Annotated in this window: 15 protein-coding genes and 2 pseudogenes; 8 read left to right on the top strand and 9 right to left on the bottom strand. The window is 64.6% G+C overall.

Features of this window, described 5'->3' with window-relative positions; translation table 11 throughout:
- Nucleotides 1-2: 2 nt before the first annotated feature.
- Nucleotides 3-1154, bottom strand: a complete 1152-nt coding sequence (locus tag NLM27_RS08130) for a zinc-binding dehydrogenase (RefSeq protein ID WP_254142846.1) — start codon at nucleotides 1152-1154, stop codon at nucleotides 3-5.
- 177 nt (nucleotides 1155-1331) lie between these two features.
- Between NLM27_RS08130 and NLM27_RS08125 the strand changes: the two genes are divergently transcribed.
- Nucleotides 1332-1706, top strand: coding sequence for a GNAT family N-acetyltransferase (locus NLM27_RS08125; RefSeq protein WP_254142845.1), 375 nt, complete (start codon nucleotides 1332-1334; stop codon nucleotides 1704-1706).
- Between the two features lie 100 nt (nucleotides 1707-1806).
- Here the strand turns inward: NLM27_RS08125 and NLM27_RS08120 are convergent, their stop codons facing one another.
- Complete coding sequence (locus NLM27_RS08120) at nucleotides 1807-2511, bottom strand: bifunctional 2-polyprenyl-6-hydroxyphenol methylase/3-demethylubiquinol 3-O-methyltransferase UbiG (protein ID WP_254142844.1); 705 nt, start codon at nucleotides 2509-2511, stop codon at nucleotides 1807-1809.
- Between the two features lie 367 nt (nucleotides 2512-2878).
- On the opposite strand from NLM27_RS08120, the pseudogene NLM27_RS08115 reads away from it, so the two are divergent.
- From NLM27_RS08115 to NLM27_RS08100, 4 genes and pseudogenes are all read left to right on the top strand, one after another.
- A pseudogene (locus tag NLM27_RS08115) lies at nucleotides 2879-4070 on the top strand (MFS transporter).
- Between the two features lie 69 nt (nucleotides 4071-4139).
- Nucleotides 4140-5306, top strand: coding sequence for a CynX/NimT family MFS transporter (locus NLM27_RS08110; RefSeq protein ID WP_254142843.1), 1167 nt, complete (start codon nucleotides 4140-4142; stop codon nucleotides 5304-5306).
- A 69-nt stretch (nucleotides 5307-5375) separates the two neighbouring features.
- Complete coding sequence (locus NLM27_RS08105) at nucleotides 5376-5987, top strand: PilZ domain-containing protein (protein WP_008565596.1); 612 nt, start codon at nucleotides 5376-5378, stop codon at nucleotides 5985-5987.
- A 330-nt stretch (nucleotides 5988-6317) separates the two neighbouring features.
- A complete protein-coding gene (locus NLM27_RS08100) occupies nucleotides 6318-6941 on the top strand; it encodes a transglutaminase-like cysteine peptidase (RefSeq protein WP_254142842.1) in 624 nt (207 codons plus the stop codon).
- 135 nt (nucleotides 6942-7076) lie between these two features.
- On the opposite strand, the gene NLM27_RS08095 is transcribed toward NLM27_RS08100, so the two are convergent.
- Nucleotides 7077-8828 (bottom strand): CYTH and CHAD domain-containing protein, encoded by a 1752-nt coding sequence (locus NLM27_RS08095; protein ID WP_254142841.1) that lies wholly within the window; start codon nucleotides 8826-8828, stop codon nucleotides 7077-7079.
- A gap of 249 nt (nucleotides 8829-9077) precedes the next feature.
- Between NLM27_RS08095 and NLM27_RS08090 the strand changes: the two genes are divergently transcribed.
- Nucleotides 9078-9236: a hypothetical protein gene (locus NLM27_RS08090; RefSeq protein WP_254142840.1), complete on the top strand. Its 159-nt coding sequence runs from the start codon at nucleotides 9078-9080 to the stop codon at nucleotides 9234-9236.
- A gap of 35 nt (nucleotides 9237-9271) precedes the next feature.
- On the opposite strand, the gene NLM27_RS08085 is transcribed toward NLM27_RS08090, so the two are convergent.
- The 4 genes from NLM27_RS08085 to glsA form a co-directional block, all read right to left on the bottom strand.
- Nucleotides 9272-10612 (bottom strand): amidohydrolase family protein, encoded by a 1341-nt coding sequence (locus NLM27_RS08085; RefSeq protein WP_254142839.1) that lies wholly within the window; start codon nucleotides 10610-10612, stop codon nucleotides 9272-9274.
- A 17-nt stretch (nucleotides 10613-10629) separates the two neighbouring features.
- Nucleotides 10630-11193, bottom strand: a complete 564-nt coding sequence (locus tag NLM27_RS08080) for an HdeD family acid-resistance protein (protein WP_254142838.1) — start codon at nucleotides 11191-11193, stop codon at nucleotides 10630-10632.
- 389 nt (nucleotides 11194-11582) lie between these two features.
- On the bottom strand, nucleotides 11583-13223 hold the full coding sequence (locus NLM27_RS08075; RefSeq protein ID WP_254142837.1) for an MFS transporter: 1641 nt from the start codon (nucleotides 13221-13223) through the stop codon (nucleotides 11583-11585).
- Between the two features lie 64 nt (nucleotides 13224-13287).
- Complete coding sequence (gene glsA / locus NLM27_RS08070) at nucleotides 13288-14283, bottom strand: glutaminase A (protein WP_254142836.1); 996 nt, start codon at nucleotides 14281-14283, stop codon at nucleotides 13288-13290.
- 371 nt (nucleotides 14284-14654) lie between these two features.
- On the opposite strand from glsA, the gene NLM27_RS08065 reads away from it, so the two are divergent.
- A complete protein-coding gene (locus tag NLM27_RS08065) occupies nucleotides 14655-14864 on the top strand; it encodes a hypothetical protein (RefSeq protein ID WP_254142835.1) in 210 nt (69 codons plus the stop codon).
- A gap of 105 nt (nucleotides 14865-14969) precedes the next feature.
- Here the strand turns inward: NLM27_RS08065 and NLM27_RS08060 are convergent.
- Nucleotides 14970-15331 (bottom strand): annotated as a pseudogene (locus tag NLM27_RS08060) (Rieske 2Fe-2S domain-containing protein); the annotation flags it as partial.
- A gap of 396 nt (nucleotides 15332-15727) precedes the next feature.
- Nucleotides 15728-16435 carry a GntR family transcriptional regulator gene (locus NLM27_RS08055; protein ID WP_254142834.1) on the bottom strand — a complete coding sequence of 236 codons (708 nt, stop codon included), beginning with the start codon at nucleotides 16433-16435 and terminating at the stop codon, nucleotides 15728-15730.
- A gap of 255 nt (nucleotides 16436-16690) precedes the next feature.
- On the opposite strand from NLM27_RS08055, the gene NLM27_RS08050 reads away from it, so the two are divergent.
- A complete protein-coding gene (locus tag NLM27_RS08050) occupies nucleotides 16691-17677 on the top strand; it encodes an ABC transporter ATP-binding protein (RefSeq protein ID WP_254142833.1) in 987 nt (328 codons plus the stop codon).
- Nucleotides 17678-17702 lie beyond the last annotated feature (25 nt).

Genomic DNA, 17702 nt, shown 5'->3' with positions numbered 1-17702 from the left:
ACCTACTCCACCAGCTCCGGCCACGGCACGATGGTCGACTTCACCGTCTTCATCGCCATCGCATCCCTCACCGCCTGCGCGACGCCCTCTTCCGTGAACGGATAGATCGTCTGCATCTTCAGCCAGGGATACTTGTCGCGGGTCCGGTAGAGCATGTCGACGCCGAGCGGCAGATCGTTGCCAGTGAAGCCCCAGGATCCCAGCACGTTCAGGTCCTTGGTGCAGATCCGGTGCCAGGAGGTCTCGATCGAGCCGGCGTCGGTGAACTGGCCCATCTCGACATAGGTGCCGCCGTCGCGCAGCATCTCGATGCCTTCAGGGCCGGCGGTCGGATGCCCCGAGCAATCCATCACGAGATCGGCGCCGAAGCCGCCGACGATTTTCCGCACGCGATCGATGCGTTCCTGCGGCGATTTGATCTCCTCGATGTTGACAGTTGCCTCCGCGCCGAACTCGCGCGCGAGCTTGAGCCGCGGCTCCTCCGGCGCGCCGACACAGATGACGCGCCCTGCTCCCATCTCCTTGGCGGCCGCGACCGCGAGAATGCCGATCGGGCCTGAGCCCTGGATCACCACCGTGTCGCCCCAAGAAAAACCGCCTGCCCGCGTGGCGCGGTTGAACGCGCGGATGCAGGAGGTCAGCGGCTCCGACAGCGCACCCAGGCGCAGCGACATGTCGTCGGGCAGTTTGTAGATCTTGGTGCCCGGCAGCATCTCGAGGTCGACATAGACGTATTCGGCCCAGCCGCCCCACATGTGAGGCGCCTTGTCGAAGCCGAGATAGCGGCCGTAATAGACCGGCGTCAGGCATTTGTTCGCGGTCTGCGGATAGTGGATGCAGTAATAGCAGCGTCCGCAGGGCATCAGCGGCGGGATCATCACCTTCGAGCCGACGGACAGCGGCTTGCTCATAAAGTCTTCGGTGAACTCATCGCCACATTCGACGATGACGCCGCCGAGCTCGTGCCCGAGCGTAAACGGCCAGGGCAGCGGCTTCGGCCAATGGCCCTTCAGAATGTGCAGGTCGGTGCCGCAAACCCCGCAGGCGCCGACCTTGATCAGCACGGCCTTGCGGCCGACCTTCGGCCACGGCACGGTGCGGATGACGGGCTCCGAGCCCGGCCCTGCGTGAGTGCAGACGCGGATCTGGTCCATGGCTGTTTCCTCGCTGCCCGTCTGTTATGATTGATTGGTGCGGGCTGGGGCGAAGGGTATGTGAGATGGGCGCGCGTGCCAAGCGGCCAGCCTGTACCCCGCATGCAGCGAAGCGTAATGCGGGGACAGCCACCCCGGATCAGCTTTCGCTCCATCCGGGCTACGAGGACAACGCCGATGCTGCGTGACTATCGGGACGACGATGCCGAAGCCATCGTCCGCGTCGCGCTGGCCGCGTTCGCGGAGTTCAAGCAGCATTATTCCGACTGGCCCTTGTTTACGAGCCATGTCGCGAAGATGCCGGAGCTGGCCAAGACCGGCGAGATGATCGTCGCCGAGGATGACGGCCGGATCGTCGGCGCCGTAGCCTATGTCGGTCCGCAAGCGCCGAAGGCGGCGTTCTTTGAGCCGGCCTGGCCGGTCATCCGCATGCTGGTGGTCGATCCGGCCGCGCGCGGGAAAGGCATCGGGCGGCAGTTGACGGAAGAATGTTTGCGCCGCGCCGACGCGACCAGGCACGCGTCATCGCACTCCACACGACGCCGATCATGACGGTCGCGCTGCCGATGTATCTGCGGATAGGATTTGTGAAGGTGCGCGATGCGCCGGATATTTTGAGCGTGCCGTACGGGGTGTATGTCAAGACGCTGGCCTAGGGACCGCACACGCATATCTGCCGCATGCTTCCCCCAGTCATCGGGCTGCGATCGAAATCCCCAAAGCGTTCGATGAGGCGCAAGCCCCCCGAAGCTATCAGCAGTGGCATCTCTTGCGGGAAGATGCTGCGCATCCGCAACGGCACCTGCCAAAAGTCCTTCTCGGTCTCGCTCGACCAATACCATTCCACGTGCCTGACCTGGGTGAGCGGATCGTATCTTGCGGTCTCCTCCACGGTGATCGCGCCAAGCCCGTCGTGGACCACCGTGCCGATCAGTTCGCGTCTGTCGGGGTCTACGTTGAGCATGGCGATATTGGGCAAGAACGCGTCGAACACCAGCCGGCCGGTCGGCGACAGATGCCTGCCGACCGATTCGAAGAAACCTTTGAAGTCGTCGAGGCTATGCAGGTGCAGGACCGAGTTCATGGCGACGATGACGGTGTCGAAGGTCCGCCCGCCGAGATCGAAATCGCGCATGTCCAAATGGACGAAGCCGGGCTCGACCGCGTGCCGTCCGGCGTGATACCGCGCGCGATCCAGCATCGCGGAAGACAGATCGCCTCCAAGGACGTCAAGGCCCGCCCGCGCCAGCGGAATGGTCAGGCGGCCGCTTCCGCAGGCTAGATCAAGCACGCGTCCGCCACGTTCGCGCGCGATCTCCACGTAAAAGCGTTCGAGCGTCGGGTCCGGCGAAGCCATCAAGTCGTAGAGATCTGGGCGATCGTAGAGGCAGCTCTGTTCCATGGGGGGCGATCGTAGTGGATAATCTTGTGACCTGCACGAGGGCTTGTCCGCCCTGGCCCAATCAGCGAAGGCGGAAAAGAATACGGGACGGCAGTCCCGATGTCGCTGCGCTCCATCCGGGCTACATCCCTGCCACAAACGCCGCCCGCACCTCGGATGACGGTAGAGTGTGTGCCAGCAGTGCATGGCAGATGCCCACGCGCACCCAATTGTCTTGAGCGCTCATTAACGAGCGTGTATGGCCGGATGAAGTCTCACCTCGGGTAACCCCTTGAACCCCCTTCCCCAAAATCCCGTGGCCGCGTCCGGATCGTTCGCGGCGATGAAGTCCGTGCCCTATCGCCTCCAGTTCGTCTCTTACGTGCTGGCGATGATGGCCGACAATATCGAGCATGTGATCAGCTACTGGGTGGTGTTCCAAAAATTCCATTCGCCGACGCTGGGCGGTTTTGCCGTGCTGTCGCACTGGCTGCCGTTCCTCTTGTTCTCGGTGGCCGTCGGCGGGCTTGCCGATCGGTTCGATCCGCGCCGCATCATCCAATGCGGCATGCTGCTGTTCATCGTGGCATCCGCCGGATGGGGCTTCTTCTTCATCACCGATACGATCCAGATGTGGCACGCGATGCTGCTGCTGGTGATCCACGGCTGCGCCGGCGTGTTGTGGCAGACGCCGAACCAGCTTTTGCTCTACGACCTCGTCGGCCCGGCCGATCTGCCGAGCGCGGTGCGGCTCAACGCGATGGCGCGCTATCTCGGCATCCTGGTCGGGCCTGCCGTCGGCGGAATCATCATGCTGACGCTCGGCACCTCGCACGGCATCATCTTCAACACGCTGTTCTATCTGCCGATGCTGCTCTGGCTGTTCTGGGCGCCGATACGGGACAAGAGCGTCGCCGTGCGGCGCATCGCGGTCCGCGGCCTTGCGGATATCGTGCTGACGATGCGCGCGATCGGCACGCAGCCCGTGCTGTCGGCGATGACGTGGCTTGCCGGCCTCACCTCCTTCATGATCGGCAACGCCTATCACGCCCAGATGCCGGGCTTTGCCGGCGATCTCGGCCATGGCGATCCCGGCGTCTCCTACAGCGTGCTGCTCGCGGCGGATGCAGCCGGCGCGCTGCTCGCCGGTATCGCGCTGGAATCCTGGGGACGCCTCAAGGGCACGCCGCGCACGGCGATCACGCTGGCGATGCTCTGGAGCGTGGCGCTGCTCGGCTTCGCCGTGGTGCATATCTATCCGGTGGCGATCGTGCTGTTGTTCTTTGCCGGCTTCTTCGAGCTGTCGTTCAACACCATGGCGCAGGCGCTGGTGCAGCTGAACGCCCCGTCCGACATCCGTGGCCGCGTCGTCGGCCTCTACAACATGGCCGGGCTCGGCATGCGGGCCTTCCAGCGGCATAACCGTCGGCGTAGCAGGTGCGGCGATCGGCATTCACTGGTCGCTCGGCCTGTCGGCCGCCGTGCTGCTGGCGCTGCTATGCCTTCTGCATCAACGCGGGGCGAAGAAGACGTAAGGACGCGAGCCGGTTGACTCCGGCATCTCCCCACCGCACCCTCGGCGCAGAGGCTTGGGAGATGAAGCGATGCGCAATCGCTGGGGTATTCTCGCGATCCTGTTTCTCGTCCGGCTCACCATCGCGTTTCAGTTCCAGAGCGTGGCCGCCGTCGCGCCGCTGCTGCAACAGACGTTTGACGTCGGCCTTTCCGATATTGGCATGCTGATTGGGCTCTACTTCACGCCGGGTGTCGTGCTCGCGCTGCCGGGCGGCGCGATCGGGCGGGCTTTCGGCGACAAGCCGATTGCGATCGCCGCACTGCTGCTGATGACGGCGGGCAGCCTCGTCATGGCCACCACCGATCTCTGGGGCTGGCAGATGGCGGGCCGGCTCGCCTCTGGCGCCGGCGGTGTGCTGCTGACAGTGCAGATTACCAAGATGTGCACCGACTGGTTCGCCGGCAAGGAGATCGCAACCGCGATGGCGATCTTCGTCAACTCCTGGCCGACGGGCATTGCGATCTCGCTCCTGGTGCTGCCGGCGATCGGCACCGCCTATGGCGCGGGCGCCGTATTCCTCGCCGCCGGCGCACTGACGGCGATCGGCATCGTGCTGATCATGTTCTACCAGCCGCCGCCGGACGCGACAGCCACCGCAACCAGCTCCTCGCAGCTCGATCCCCTGGCGCTGCTGGCGGCGATCGTCGCGGGCATGATCTGGGGCCTCTTTAATGTTGGCTTCGCCATGATCTTCTCGTTCGGGCCGTCCCTTCTGGCCGAACGCGGCTGGAGCATTGCCGCGGCGGGCTCCGCCATCAGCCTCGTGCTGTGGCTCTCGGTGGTCTCGGTGCCGGTCGGCGGATTGTTTGCCGACCGGACCGGGCGGCCGCTGACGCTTGCGGTCGCGGCGAGCCTTTTGGTCGCGCTGCTGGTGGCCTGGCTGCCCCGATCAGACGCGGTGATCACGATCCTCGTTCTGATCGGCCTGGCCAGCGGCATTCCGGCCGGCCCAATCATGAGCCTGCCGGCTCGCGTGCTGGCGCCGCAGACAAGGGCGATCGGCATGGGCGTGTTCTACACACTCTTCTATGCCGCGATGATGCTGGGCCCGGTGGTGGCCGGCCGGCTTGCCAAATCGGCCGATACCGCCGCGGTCGCGCTCGATCTCGGCGCGCTGACGGTGCTGGCCTGCCCGCCCTTGATGTGGCTTTTCGAGCGCATTGTGTCTGTCCGTGTCCGGCGCGCCCGATCCTAACGCGGCATTAACCCTATGCACCTTAGGGTCGTGCCGGACTCCGCCCGGGCGGGGGGTCGGGTGTTGAAAATGGCGTTGGCGAACAAAAAATTTCTTCCGGCCGCCGAGGAGCGTCGGCGTTTCCAGCGGGTAAAAGTGCACCTGCTCGGCCGTTACATGCTGCCCGACCGCCGCGAATTCCCCTGCCAGGTGATCAACATGTCGCCGGGCGGGCTGGCACTGCTGGCCCCCGGCATCGGCAATGTCGGCGACCGCGTCGTCGCCTATCTCGACCATATCGGCCGGGTCGAGGGCAAGATCACGCGCATCATCGACAATGGCTTCGCCATGACGATCGGGGCGACGCCGAGGAAGCGCGACAAGCTCGCCGCACAGCTCACCTGGCTCGCCAACCGCGACATCCTCAATTTGCCGGAGGACCGCCGCCACGACCGTATCGTGCCGCGCAACCCGATCGCGGTGCTGACGCTCGAGGACGGCACCAAGATGACCTGCCGCATCATCGACCTCTCGCTGTCGGGCGCCGCCATCGCAGCGGAGAACCGCCCGCCGCTGAAATCGACGGTTTTCCTCGGTCGGGTCCAGGGCCGCGTGGTCCGAAACCTCGAAGACGGCTTCGCGCTGGAGTTCATGCACGAGCAGCCGATCGAGACACTCGAAGAGAGCGTTACCGCGCGGTAAAGCGCGACGGCGTCAAAATCACTGTATTTCCAGCCTCAAGGGCGGCCTCCGCGATGCGGACGCCGCCTTTTTCATGCGTTGCGGTCGCCCCCCGCGGGTTAACGCAAGGGGTGTACATGCGCGCAAACAACCGTTCCGCCAGCGTTTGCGCGTTAATAGATAAAATTTGAATCAACTGCAGTCATTTCAAATTTTATGAGAATTCGATTCAAGTATAGATCGAATTCGCTGCGCATTTTACTTGCATTCGTCTCGACTTGACTTGGCCGATTTAGCGGCAACTCAAAAGCTCCATGCGAAATGTGGTCCCAACAAGAAACGGGGGCCGCAATGTTGGACTTCAGGGGACAGGGGAAAGGGCTGGCGCTGGCCGCCATGCTCTTCGGGATCGGCGCAGCAGCGCAGGCCGGCGAAAGCCGACTGCTCTATGCGAGCCTCGGCGATACCACGCGTGCGCCGATCGGCTGGGTCGAGTTCTGTGCGGACAATACCGCTCAGTGCCAAGGCGGGCCGACGCAGGCACGCGACATCGTGATGTCGCAGGCTGCATGGCGCGACCTCGTCAAGGTCAATCGCTGGGTCAACGAGACCGTGAAGCCTTTGACCGACCAGGAGCACTGGGGCGTGATCGAGAAGTGGTCGCTGCCGACGGACGGTTACGGCGACTGTGAAGACTACGTGCTGTTGAAGCGCAAGATGCTGATCGATGCCGGATGGCCGCGCGAGGCCCTGCTCATCACCGTCGTGCGCGACAAGAAGGGCGAAGGCCACGCGGTGCTGACGGTGAAAACCGACAAGGGCGAGTTCGTTCTCGACAATCAGAACGAGAGCGTCGTTGCCTGGACGGAGACCGGATACCGCTTCGTCAAGCGCCAGTCGCAGAACGATCCCAACGTCTGGGTCTCGCTCGGCGATACCAAGCCGGCGGTCTCCACCGCCAGCGCGAGAGATTGATAGGAACGAGACAACGAGTTACGCGACCCGGTCACATCCCCACCCCTCCCCGTCCCAGACCGGTTCGCGCGCGCCCAGGCTTCCCCCAAAGCCTGGGCGCAACTTTTTTGGGGCACGCGCGCGCGATCGGTCCTGCTAGGCTGACACCCACGGCACGCGCGCGGCGGTGAAATCGCGCCACGTGCCTTGCAATGACGGCTGGATGCCGATCGAGGCGCGTGCCTGCCAGCCGGCGATGGCCGCGGCGGCGACGGCGCTATCTGGCTCGGCAGCGAGCCCGTCGAGCAGCGATGCCGTGACCGCCATGTCGTTGAAGGCGCCGAGCTCCTCCTGCAAACCGGCAAGCCGGCGCGAGAAGCGTCTTGTGGACTTGCGATCCTCATACAGCGGCAGCAGGAACTCGCTGAGATAGCGCAGCCGTTTGGTCGCGAGCCGCACCCGGTGCAGCTCTTCCGCCGAAAGCGACTTGAAGCGGCGACCGCGCTTGAGCACCTTCGCATATTGCTCCGACAGAACCCGCTGCGCGAAATTGACGGCCGGTTCGGCGAGCCGGCCGAGGTCTTCGGCAGCGACATCGCTGCGCCAGCCCCGCGTCTCGATCCAGTTGCCAAGGCCGATCAGGAATACGGCGCAGCGGCGATCGGCGAGCGCATGATGCGCCTTGCGATACGCGTTCGACTGGCGCTTGGCCGCAGCCCGACCGAGCGCATCGAAGCCGGCGACGGAAGGACAGGCCTTCGCGATCGTCGGCAGGGTCTCGAGCCCGAAGACATCCCAGTCGCGCGCGGCAGACAGGTCCTGCGCCAGCCATTTGGTTTCCGAGCGCAGCGCGTCGAGATTGCTGAGTGCGCCGACCGATCGCATCAGATCGAGCGCCGAGCGGAGCCGGCGCAGCGACACACGCAGCTGATGCACGCCTTCCGGATTGCGGCCATCTTCGGCGGCCGGCAGCGACTGAAGCAGGTGCAGGAAGCAGGATCGCAGGATCGTCGCAAGGGCTTCATCGAGCGAGACCGACGCATCGAGGCGAAGTTTTCGCGGGCGTCGGGCCGACGGCGGCGCGCCGGCGGCAAGATCGAAGCCGCGGGCCGACTTGGTACGGATGGACGGTTTCACCACCCCGTGCTCCGCCAACCGCAACGCGATCTCGTAAATCGAGCTCGCGCTGCCGCTCTTGAGCTCCAGCTCGATCTCGCTAACCGGCGTCGACCGGCCGCCGGCCGTCAGCTCGCCGTGGTCGAAGGCGACCTCCACCGTTCCCGACGGCAGGTCGACGATCCGCGCGTGGCGATGGATGTCGGCGGTGAAGACCGCTTCGAGCGGCTGCGCTTCGAGATCGCTGCGAAGCTTCTCGGGAATGAAGGGCATCGCCAAAGCAAGATCGGGCGCGAGCGAGGGGACGCTCGCCTCCCACTCGCCACGACGCAGCGGATCATCCGCGGCATCGGTCTTCACGGTCTGTACGAAGCGCGCGCCGATCTGGCGCACGCGCAGGCTCAGGCCGTCGCGCCGAAGTGCGCGTTCAGGCGTGTCGTAGTAGACGGACTTGAGATGCTTTCGCGAGCCCTTGTTGCGCGCGTGCGCCGCGATGACAGGCGCGGCGTTGAAATGCGCCATGCGATCGGCATCGACGATGAGCTTGAGCTCGATTTCGCCGGCGGGCCGCGCGGCGACGGTCGACTGAGCTGGCTCCGGCGCAGGCGTCGCATCCTGCGATGGCGTCTGATCGATCACAGCGCCCTCGACGATCGCAGGTTCCGCGGCGACGTACTCGCGCTGCCTCAAGAAGCCGTCGACGACTTGCGGTCTCCTGTTGGCCTTCGGGACAAGATTCCCATCCGGCGCGCCCGGAGTCTTGCCGGCCGGTATCGAGTCTGACTTTAGCATTTGCCGTGACATGACAGTTTGATGACAGAGCGCAGCATATAGCCGGTAAGGCCATCGAGGAATAGTCACGTTACGTCGCGGCGCATCATCGTCCACATGCGACATATTGGACGCAAATATCGAGGAGGACTGTCATAATTCGACTTGGCGTGACGAATTAAATTGCCGCCGCCTGCAACAGGTGATCGAATTGATAAGCGAATCTCGCGTTGTTCGAAACCGAGATGAACGCGTCAGCGAGCTTGACTCATGCTAGCCGAGAAATTCTTTCTGGTCCTGGAGACGCTTAGAAGCCACGCCTCCGATGACAGGCCCGAGATTGTGACAAGCCGCGTGCAGGCTGCCGCGGCGTTGGAGATCGCAAAGGGCTTGCTGCACAAGGCGCCGGTTCCCGACCATCGGGACTAGAAGCGGTTCTATGTCGTAGGTCGCATATGCGCGCGTCAGCGCGCAAAACCGTTCTTGTAGATTTTGCCGCCCTTCATGATCACCACGAAATTCTTCGCGGGATTTTCGATCAGGGCAATATTGTCGAGCGGATTGCCGTCGACCAGGAGGAGATCTGCGAGCGCGCCCTCCTCGACCACGCCGAGCCTGCCGGGATAGGGATTGCGCGGACCGGAGAGGCCCAGCAGTTCGGCGTTCGTCGACGTTGCCATGGTCAGTGCTTCGGCCGGCGTGTACCAGCGCGTCAACGCGGCCAGCATCGAGCCCTGCTTGTCCGCCAGCGCCTTCGAGAACAGCACGTCGGTGCCGAACGCGGTCTTGATGCGGTACTTTTTCGCCAGCGCATAGACACGGTCGGTGCCGGCAACCACCTGCCGCAGCTTATCCTGCTCCGCTGGTCCCAACCCAGCCGCGGCGGACAGATCCAGGAACGGCTGCGTGCTGAGCCAGATTCCCTTCTCGGCGATCAGCTTCGCGCTTGCCTCGTCCATGAGATGACCGTGCTCGATGCATCTGACGCCGGCTGCGATCGAGCGCTGGATCGCGACCGGCGTGTAAGCGTGCGTGGCGACATAGGTGCCCCAATTGTCGGCGGCCTCGACCGCCGCGCGCAGCTCCGGCTCGGTGAAGGTGGAAACATCGAGCGGACTGAAGGGCGACGCGACGCCGCCGCCCGCGGTGAGCTTGACCTGCGATGCGCCCTGCATGAGCTGCTCGCGCGCGCGCACGCGGACCTCGTCGGGGCTGTCGGCGACCATGCTGCCGCCGATCCGCTCCATGCGGCTGAGCATGCCGCCGATGGTGCGCGGCAGATCGGAGAGCTGCCGGAAGTCGCCGTGACCGCTGGTGACGGTGATGATGGCGCCGGACGGATAGATGCGGGGACCGACGACAAGGTCCTCGTCGATGGCCTGCTTGAGGCCGAAACTCGGCCCGCCCATGTCGCGCACGGTGGTGAAGCCGCGCATCAGCGTCGCGGTGGCCTCAGCCGCCGCAAGCAGATTGTTGTAACCGACATCGCCCGCAAGCGCAGCCATCGGCGTCGGACGCACCAGCATCGTATGCCAATGCGCGTCGATCAGCCCCGGCATCAGCACGCGGCCGCCGCCGTCGATCACCTGACTGGCGGCCGCGATATCCGCGGTCGAGATCTTCTCGATCTTCCTGTCCCTGACGAGGACATTGGACGCGGCCGAGAGCGTGCCGTTCTTCCCGTCGAATATCCTGACGTTGCGGAACAGGACGGCGGAGTCCTGCTGGGCCGGCGCAGGCAGCGCGCTACAGAGAAGCACCGCAAGCATCACCGCGAGTCCGGCTCGCGTCTTCAATCCCGACATGACCATTCTCCGTGGCGCTACGCGGGTCTGGCCGCGGGCAGCCAGGCGAAGGTCAGCCACCCGATGCCGTGGGACAGAAGGTCGATGCCGAGCAGCAGTCCAAGGACCCAGATCCCCGTCATCGGAAAGCCCGTGAGGATGACGAGCCCTGCCAAAACCCCGAACAGGCCAGATGCGACCATGATCCCGCCGCCCTGCTGCCACCGGCCGAAGCCAATCAGCATGCGCACAACGCCGGAGATGAGCAGCGCAAGGCCGAGCACATAGGTGAGCAGCAGCGCGCCGGTCAGTGGCTGGCTAACGAGGATGATGCCGAAGGCGATGTAGAGAATGCCGAGCACCACCTGCCAGAGGAAGCCGCCCCAGCCCTTGGTCCAGAACGCGTGGAATATCTCGAAGGCGCCGGTGGCGATGGCCATCCAACCGATGAAGAGCGCGCTGACCACGGTGAAGAACGCGACGTCGCCCAGCACCATGAGTCCCGCGAACACCATGAAGAGACCCAGCAGGACGCAGACCCAGCGGGATGGTTGCGGCAGGCCGGTTGCGCCCATCGGCGCGCTGTGATCGTAAGTCGTCATGACGTCCTCCTTCGATTATCTCCAGCGCCAGCCGCAATGGCGGCGGCCGCGATGCCACCAGCACTCCCAGCGCCGGCGTCGCCGATGCCATGACGGCGGCCGGTGCGGTGGTCGATGCGGCGGACGATGCGGCGGTCGATGGCTCGGTGCCGGCAACGGACGGGCATTTTGGGCAAAGTCGCGACCGGCGCCGTCACGTCTGGTCGGAGCTGGGGCATCGGTCCGTTCCAACTCCGGCAACGCAGCTGCGTCCTGCGGCCACAGGCTCACGCCGGCGCCCGCGAGGATCACGCCTCCCAACAGTGCGCGCAGCGCATCGCGGCGATCCATCTCACTCGTCAATCTCATGTCCGGGGTTCTCCTTCGGGAAGTCCCTGCCCTATTTCAACTCACGTTTTTGCAGCGGACTCATCGCTCGGGATTTCGCCCGGCAGATAGTCTGGAAGACGCCCCGCCGGGATGATCGCGATCAGGGCGAGCCCCGCCATGATCAGGAGCCCGATCTTCAGCGCGCGCAGTCGCGCCTCGGTGTTGACGCGGACGGCCTCCGTGACTTGCTCCGGCGTGCCGCTGGTGCGCTCGAGCACAGTGCGCAGGCGATCGTTGCTGACGAAGGTAATATTGCCGAGATCGACCTGGGCCTGAAGCTCCGGCGTCAGCACCGGACTCGCCGTGATCTTGCCGAGCGCGATCGTGCTGAGCAGGCCGACCAGAAGCGCCCCGGCCACCGCGGTCCCGACCGCGGCGGCGAGGTTTTGCGACGTGCCGCGCAAGGAGCCGACGTCTCCGGCCAGTGCCTTCGGCGATGCCGTCACCAGCACGTTGAACAGCAAGGTCACCAGCGAGCCCTGGCCGATGCCGAACAGGACCAGCCCGAACAGCACGGGGACCTCGCTCCAGTCGTTGCGCACGACGAAGGCGAGCCAGACCAGCGCGATGGTGCAGAACGCAAAGCCGTAGCGGCCGATCTGGCGCGGCGTCAGCCGTTCGTAGACATTGACGATCAGCATCGCCGAGAAGAAGACCGTGAGGTTGAACGGCATCATCGCAATCGCGGTCGCGAGCGGCGAACGCCCCTGCACGATCTGGATGTAGAGCGGCACGGTGAAGTTCAGCGCAGCCTCCAGCGCGACCACCGCGAACAGTGCAAAGACTGCGCAGCGCTCCTGCGGCGAATCCACCACCTCCAGCGCCAGCAACGGCGTCTTGCCGCCGGCCTGCCGCCGATGCGTCCAGAGCAGAAACGCCTGGCCCAGCACGATCCCAAGCACGATCATGACCGGGGCAGGCGAAACGCCGAGCAGGTCGAACGGCGCGTTCGGCGTCGCAACGGCGAGGCCCCAGCCGTTCAGGTTGTTGAAGCCGAAACTGATGAGGATGATCGCGCTTGCGGCGAGCGCGACGCCGACGAGGTCGATCTGCACATCGCTCCGGCCGCGATCCGGCTTGAGCCGAAAACTCATCAGGAAGACGATGGCGGAGGCCGCGATCAGGATGCCGAACGCGGGCCGCCAGCCGATATAAGTCCCGAACACCCCACCGATGACGAAGGCGAGCACGCCGGCGGCCGCACGGGCCGAACCAAGCGCGCCAAGGGCAGTCGCCTGCTGACGGCCGGCATAGTTCTCGGCGATCAGCGCCACGAGCGAGGGCACGATCACCGCGCCGGCAGCGCCGCAGAGCGCCTGCGCCGCAATCATGACCGCGGCTGAGGGGCTGAATGTCATCATGAGTTGTGAGACCAAGAACAGCACGACCGCACCGCGGAACACCCGCAAGGCGCCGAAGCGCTGGGCGAGTTTCGCACCGAGCATCACGAAGCCCGCAACGAGCATGGAATAGGCTACGATACCGGTTGCGACCGTGGTCGGCGCCACGCCGAAGCTTGCGACCATTCCGCCCATCGCCACCGGGAGCGAGGCAACATTGAATGACATGATCATCTGACCGAGCGCGATCGCGATCATGGGGACCCATGACGCACGCTCTTCCCCGTGAATGCCGCCGATCGAGATTGTCTGTGTGGCCATGACGTCCTCCGGCTTGATCGGCGTTGCCATCGGTCAGGCCGAAGCCCGCCGATCTCTTCAGCATTCATGGCTCAGGTTGCGATACGAACAGATCCATGCCGAGCCGCTGCGACAAGAACTTTGCGGCGAGCTGTCCTCGCACGCTGTTTCCAGCGGCGTCGAGCGGCGGTGCAAAGGTGCCGAAGCCGCCCTTTCCCGGAGACACCGCGACGATGCCGCCGCCGATTCCGCTCTTGCCGGGCAGGCCGATGTCGTAGAGCCAGTCGCCCGAGGTCTCGTAGAGGCCGGCCGTGATCATCACGGCGAGCGCATAGTGGCAGACCGAGGCTTCGACCACGCGCTGCTTCGTGACCGGATTGACGCCGCCATCGGCGAGCGTCGCGCCCATCACCGCGAGATCCCGCGCGCTGACGTTCAGCGAGCATTGCCGCGTGTAGAGATCGGTCGCTTCCTTTGCGTCGCAATAGATGCGGTCATAGCTCTCCAGCAGCCGCGCGATGCTGCGGTTGCGGAAATTGGTCTGCGACGCTGACGCATAGACGTCTTCATTGAGAGGCAGCTTACGACCTGCGAAGCGCGACAATCCGTCATGGATGAATGCCCACCGCGCCGCAACGCTGGCGCCCGGTGCGAGGCTGGTTGTCGCAATCGCACCGGCATTCACCATCGGGTTGGTGCGGCCGCTGCCCTGCTCGATCGCGGCAAGCGAGTTGAATGGAAGCCCGGTCGCATTCGCACCGAGCCTGGCGCGCGCCTCTTCCGGCCCGATGGTCTCGCAGACCAGCGCGAACAGGAACGGTTTTGACACGCTCATGATGGAGAATTCGTACTCGACGTCGCCGGCACCGTAGACCTGCCCGCTGTTTCCGACGACACAGACCCCGAACAGCTCGCTCGGCACGCGGGCCAGCGCCGGGTAGACCTGTGAGTTGGTTCCGTCATGAATTGACTTGAATCGCCGCTGCGCCTCGTTCACCAGCGACTGCACGGTCTCTGGACCGGGCAAGTGACCTGTAGAGACGTAAGCTGTCTCTCGTTCGTCAGCCAGAGGTAGCGCCATGGCCGCACTCCGCAGAACGGATTCAACTGCTGTCGGCTCCGTTCTAGAACTCGACGCTTACGCGCCAGTTGATTCCGATGTCCGAGACGAGTCAATTTGCAACCATAGGGCGATTTTGCATCTCAGCCATACGGCTCCAAGAGGAATCCAGCGACAGCGCGATGAAGCAGGACTTTTTCGACAAGTACGTAAGCACTACTGTCTCGCTTGCGTCGAACTCTAATCAAAAAGCCGAAATCGCGTTCGACAAGTGATCAACGCGAGATTGCAGACGCCTTGCACGAGAGTACGATAGCTCGCGGTCCGCGACGGAAGATGATGGGCGCCAGGGCGCGACCTGACAGGCCGCATATCAAGTGACGAGGCTTAACATGGTGGCACAAACGAGTGACGGACATGTCCTGCTGGTCAAGAAGCTCGGCGGGCTCTTCGCAATCATCATCGGATGCCTGCTGACCGCGGTCGGCATGACCTTCGAATCCGACGGCACGACGTTCTTCGGCGTTCTCTTCCTGGTGCTTGGCATTGGCTTGCTCGTGCTGAAGATCATCAGGCGAAACGAACGATCTTCGTTGCCATAGCCGGCTCGCGCGCGGTTCGCTCACGCGCCAACCACGTCCGCGAGCCGCAGCTCGTCGGCGGCGGGATACTTCAAGCCTGGCCGCACCTTCCTACGGGACTGCCGCTCACTCCGCGGCTTCAAGATTGGCGGGCTTGTCGACCTCGCCGAGCGGCGAAACAGCTGGGCCGTTGAGCGCGGTGCCGCGGGTGCAAACTGCGACCCGTGGCACGGGCAGTCCCAACACTGCTCCAGCGCATTCCAGTGCACGACGCAGCCGAGATGGGTGCAGCTTGCCGAATGCAGTTGCAAATGTCCGTTCCGGTCCCGGCACGCCGCGATCTTTTTCAGGCAGCTGCGGACAATGCGCCCCTCCCCTGGCCGCAGACGCAGACGTTCGACGGCCGCGAGCTCACTCGCCGTGATGCCCTGTCCAGAGTCGCCGCTGACGAGGAAGAGCTGCTCCTCGCCGGGGCTGCGGCCAATGAAGGCGACGGCAGAACGAGGGTTCCTGCCTGCTCCACTACCTGCCCCGCCGAGGGAAAACGCCCTTGCGGTCCCCACGTCCATTAGGAACCTTCATCGCGCTGGCGCTTAAACCGGCATGGCAAATCCATCACCCGGGATGCGCAGGGCATTGCGTCAGGCTCAATTGTACGGCCATTTGCTGGTCCGAAACGACAGGCTGTACTACCCAGGGGGCAACAATCCGGTCTGCTCGGTACAGCTTGCGCGTGAGATGGTCAGGTCAGGGCTGATGACAAAGCGAAACGGCGACTACGAGATCACCCCGGAGGGACGGCTCGCCGCAGAACGCGAGTTCAGCCACTGAATCGGGGCCGCAGCTCCGGCTGCGATCCTCCTGGCGCTCGCGATCCGTTCGGGTCAGACCCCAAGCACGTCCGCGAGCCGCAGTTCGTCGGCCGCGGGATCTTTCAGGAACAGCTCGGCCTCGATCTCGGTCAGATGTGACAGCATTTGCGCGCGCGCGGCCTCTCTGTCGCGTTTTCGGATCGCGGCGACGATGCCGGCGTGATGATCGGTACCGCAGGCCGGGGTGTCGTGACGGCGGTAGAGCAGGATGATGAGCGAGGAGCGCGCGATCAGCTCCTTGAGGAAACCGAGATAGATGCTGTGGCCGCTCATCTCGGCGACGAGACGATGAAACTCGCCGGAGAGCCGCACCGAGGCGCGTGCATCGCCTCGAATCTCGGCCTCGCGCTCCTCGCTGAGATGTTGCTGGAGGCGATCGAGCCAGGCTCGTGAAACCGCTTCGCAGGCATGGTCGACGATGGTGGGCTCGATCAAGCGGCGCGCCTCGAACACCTCGCGGGCATCCGCGGGCGTCGGGCGCGCGACAAAGGCGCCGCGGTTCTTCTCGATGTTGACGATGCCCTCATGCGCCAGCTGCTGGAGCGCGGTACGGACCAGCGTACGGCTGGCGCCGTAGATGTCGCCGATCTCGTCCTCGCCGAGTTTCGTGCCGGGGAGCAGGCGGTGCTCGAGGATCGCCGCGGTCACGCCCTCCCTGATACGGCTGACGCGATCGCTCGCGTCCGGCGCGTCGGATTTCGGGCGGGTCTTGGCAGCCATGGACATCGGGCTCGATCGACAACGTTCGGCTGCGAATGTTAGTCGACGAGCTGTATCCAATCACAGGCGAAACTTTATACAATTGTCGCCCGTTTTGTGTGCAGACAGCTGCACAGCGGGCGGGCAGCCAAATGCGCCGGATTCGATCTAACGATCTGACTCCGCTGCACAGTTTATGAAATTTGATCGAACGCGGGCTGTTGGCACGGACCTTGCGGAGAGAGGCGGGAAACATCGCCCTCCCTTGGACACGCCATGGCCACTCCCGCCGCTCTCGAACTGGTCGCCGTCACCAAGCGCTACGACAGCACGCTGGCGGTCGATAACGTCAACCTGAGGATCCCGGCCGGCACCTATTGCTGCCTGCTCGGCCCCTCCGGCTGCGGCAAGACCTCGACCCTGCGCATGATCGCGGGCCACGAGGCGGTGAGCGCCGGCGACATCATCCTGGGCGCGCAGAATGTCACCGACCTCGAGCCCGCCAAACGCGGCACGGCGATGATGTTCCAGTCCTACGCGCTGTTTCCGCACCTCACCGTGCTCGACAATGTCGCCTTCGCCTTGAAGATGCGCGGCATCGACAAGCCGACGCGCCACAAGCGTGCCGGCGAATTGCTCGAGCTGGTCGCGATGAGCCAATATGCGGGCCGTCTCCCGGCGCAACTCTCCGGCGGCCAGCAGCAGCGCGTGGCGCTCGCCCGCGCGCTGATCACCGAGCCGCAGATCCTATTGCTCGACGAGCCGCTTTCCGCGCTCGATCCGTTCCTGCGCGTCAGGATGCGCGGCGAATTGAAGCGGCTCCAGCGCGAGCTCGGCATCAGCTTCATCCAGGTCACCCACGGCCAGGAAGAGGCGATGGCACTGGCCGACCACATCGTGGTGATGAACCACGGCAGGATCGAGCAGCAGGGCTCAGCCCGCGACATCTTCCACCATCCCCGCACCGAGTTCGTGGCGCGCTTCATCGGCGGTCACAATGTGCTGAGCGATGCCGGCAGCCTCATCGCCGTGCGTGCCGACCAGCTCGGCATCGTGCCGTTCGCCGACGGCGCGTTTGGCGCACCGGCTCTTTTGACCCAGACCGAGTACCAGGGCTCCTACATCGCTGTCTCGCTCACGCTCGAGGACGGCACCGCCCTGTTCTCCCACGTTCCCGAGGCCACCTTCGACGTCCATCCGTTCCGTCCGGGCGATCGCGTGCTGGCCACCTGGGATCCCGCTAAGGCGCAACGCCTGCAATAGCGCCGATCGATCACTGGAATGCGCA

It is taken from the genome of Bradyrhizobium sp. CCGB12, assembly GCF_024199845.1.
Taxonomy (GTDB): Bacteria; Pseudomonadota; Alphaproteobacteria; order Rhizobiales; family Xanthobacteraceae; genus Bradyrhizobium.
This window is presented reverse-complemented; position numbering and strand designations above follow the sequence as displayed.

What these genes read in the sequence shown, in the direction of transcription:
- NLM27_RS08055 (WP_254142834.1), bottom strand. Translation starts at nt 16,435, where the DNA reads ATGGCTGCCAAGACCCGCCCGAAATCCGACGCGCCGGACGCGAGCGAT.
- NLM27_RS08050 (WP_254142833.1), top strand. Translation starts at nt 16,691, where the DNA reads ATGGCCACTCCCGCCGCTCTCGAACTGGTCGCCGTCACCAAGCGCTAC.
- NLM27_RS08100 (WP_254142842.1), top strand. Translation starts at nt 6,318, where the DNA reads ATGTTGGACTTCAGGGGACAGGGGAAAGGGCTGGCGCTGGCCGCCATG.
- NLM27_RS08125 (WP_254142845.1), top strand. Translation starts at nt 1,332, where the DNA reads ATGCTGCGTGACTATCGGGACGACGATGCCGAAGCCATCGTCCGCGTC.
- NLM27_RS08080 (WP_254142838.1), bottom strand. Translation starts at nt 11,193, where the DNA reads ATGACGACTTACGATCACAGCGCGCCGATGGGCGCAACCGGCCTGCCG.
- NLM27_RS08090 (WP_254142840.1), top strand. Translation starts at nt 9,078, where the DNA reads ATGCTAGCCGAGAAATTCTTTCTGGTCCTGGAGACGCTTAGAAGCCAC.
- NLM27_RS08105 (WP_008565596.1), top strand. Translation starts at nt 5,376, where the DNA reads ATGGCGTTGGCGAACAAAAAATTTCTTCCGGCCGCCGAGGAGCGTCGG.
- NLM27_RS08120 (WP_254142844.1), bottom strand. Translation starts at nt 2,511, where the DNA reads ATGGCTTCGCCGGACCCGACGCTCGAACGCTTTTACGTGGAGATCGCG.
- NLM27_RS08095 (WP_254142841.1), bottom strand. Translation starts at nt 8,828, where the DNA reads ATGCTAAAGTCAGACTCGATACCGGCCGGCAAGACTCCGGGCGCGCCG.
- glsA (WP_254142836.1), bottom strand. Translation starts at nt 14,283, where the DNA reads ATGGCGCTACCTCTGGCTGACGAACGAGAGACAGCTTACGTCTCTACA.
- NLM27_RS08075 (WP_254142837.1), bottom strand. Translation starts at nt 13,223, where the DNA reads ATGGCCACACAGACAATCTCGATCGGCGGCATTCACGGGGAAGAGCGT.
- NLM27_RS08130 (WP_254142846.1), bottom strand. Translation starts at nt 1,154, where the DNA reads ATGGACCAGATCCGCGTCTGCACTCACGCAGGGCCGGGCTCGGAGCCC.
- NLM27_RS08110 (WP_254142843.1), top strand. Translation starts at nt 4,140, where the DNA reads ATGCGCAATCGCTGGGGTATTCTCGCGATCCTGTTTCTCGTCCGGCTC.
- NLM27_RS08085 (WP_254142839.1), bottom strand. Translation starts at nt 10,612, where the DNA reads ATGTCGGGATTGAAGACGCGAGCCGGACTCGCGGTGATGCTTGCGGTG.
- NLM27_RS08065 (WP_254142835.1), top strand. Translation starts at nt 14,655, where the DNA reads ATGGTGGCACAAACGAGTGACGGACATGTCCTGCTGGTCAAGAAGCTC.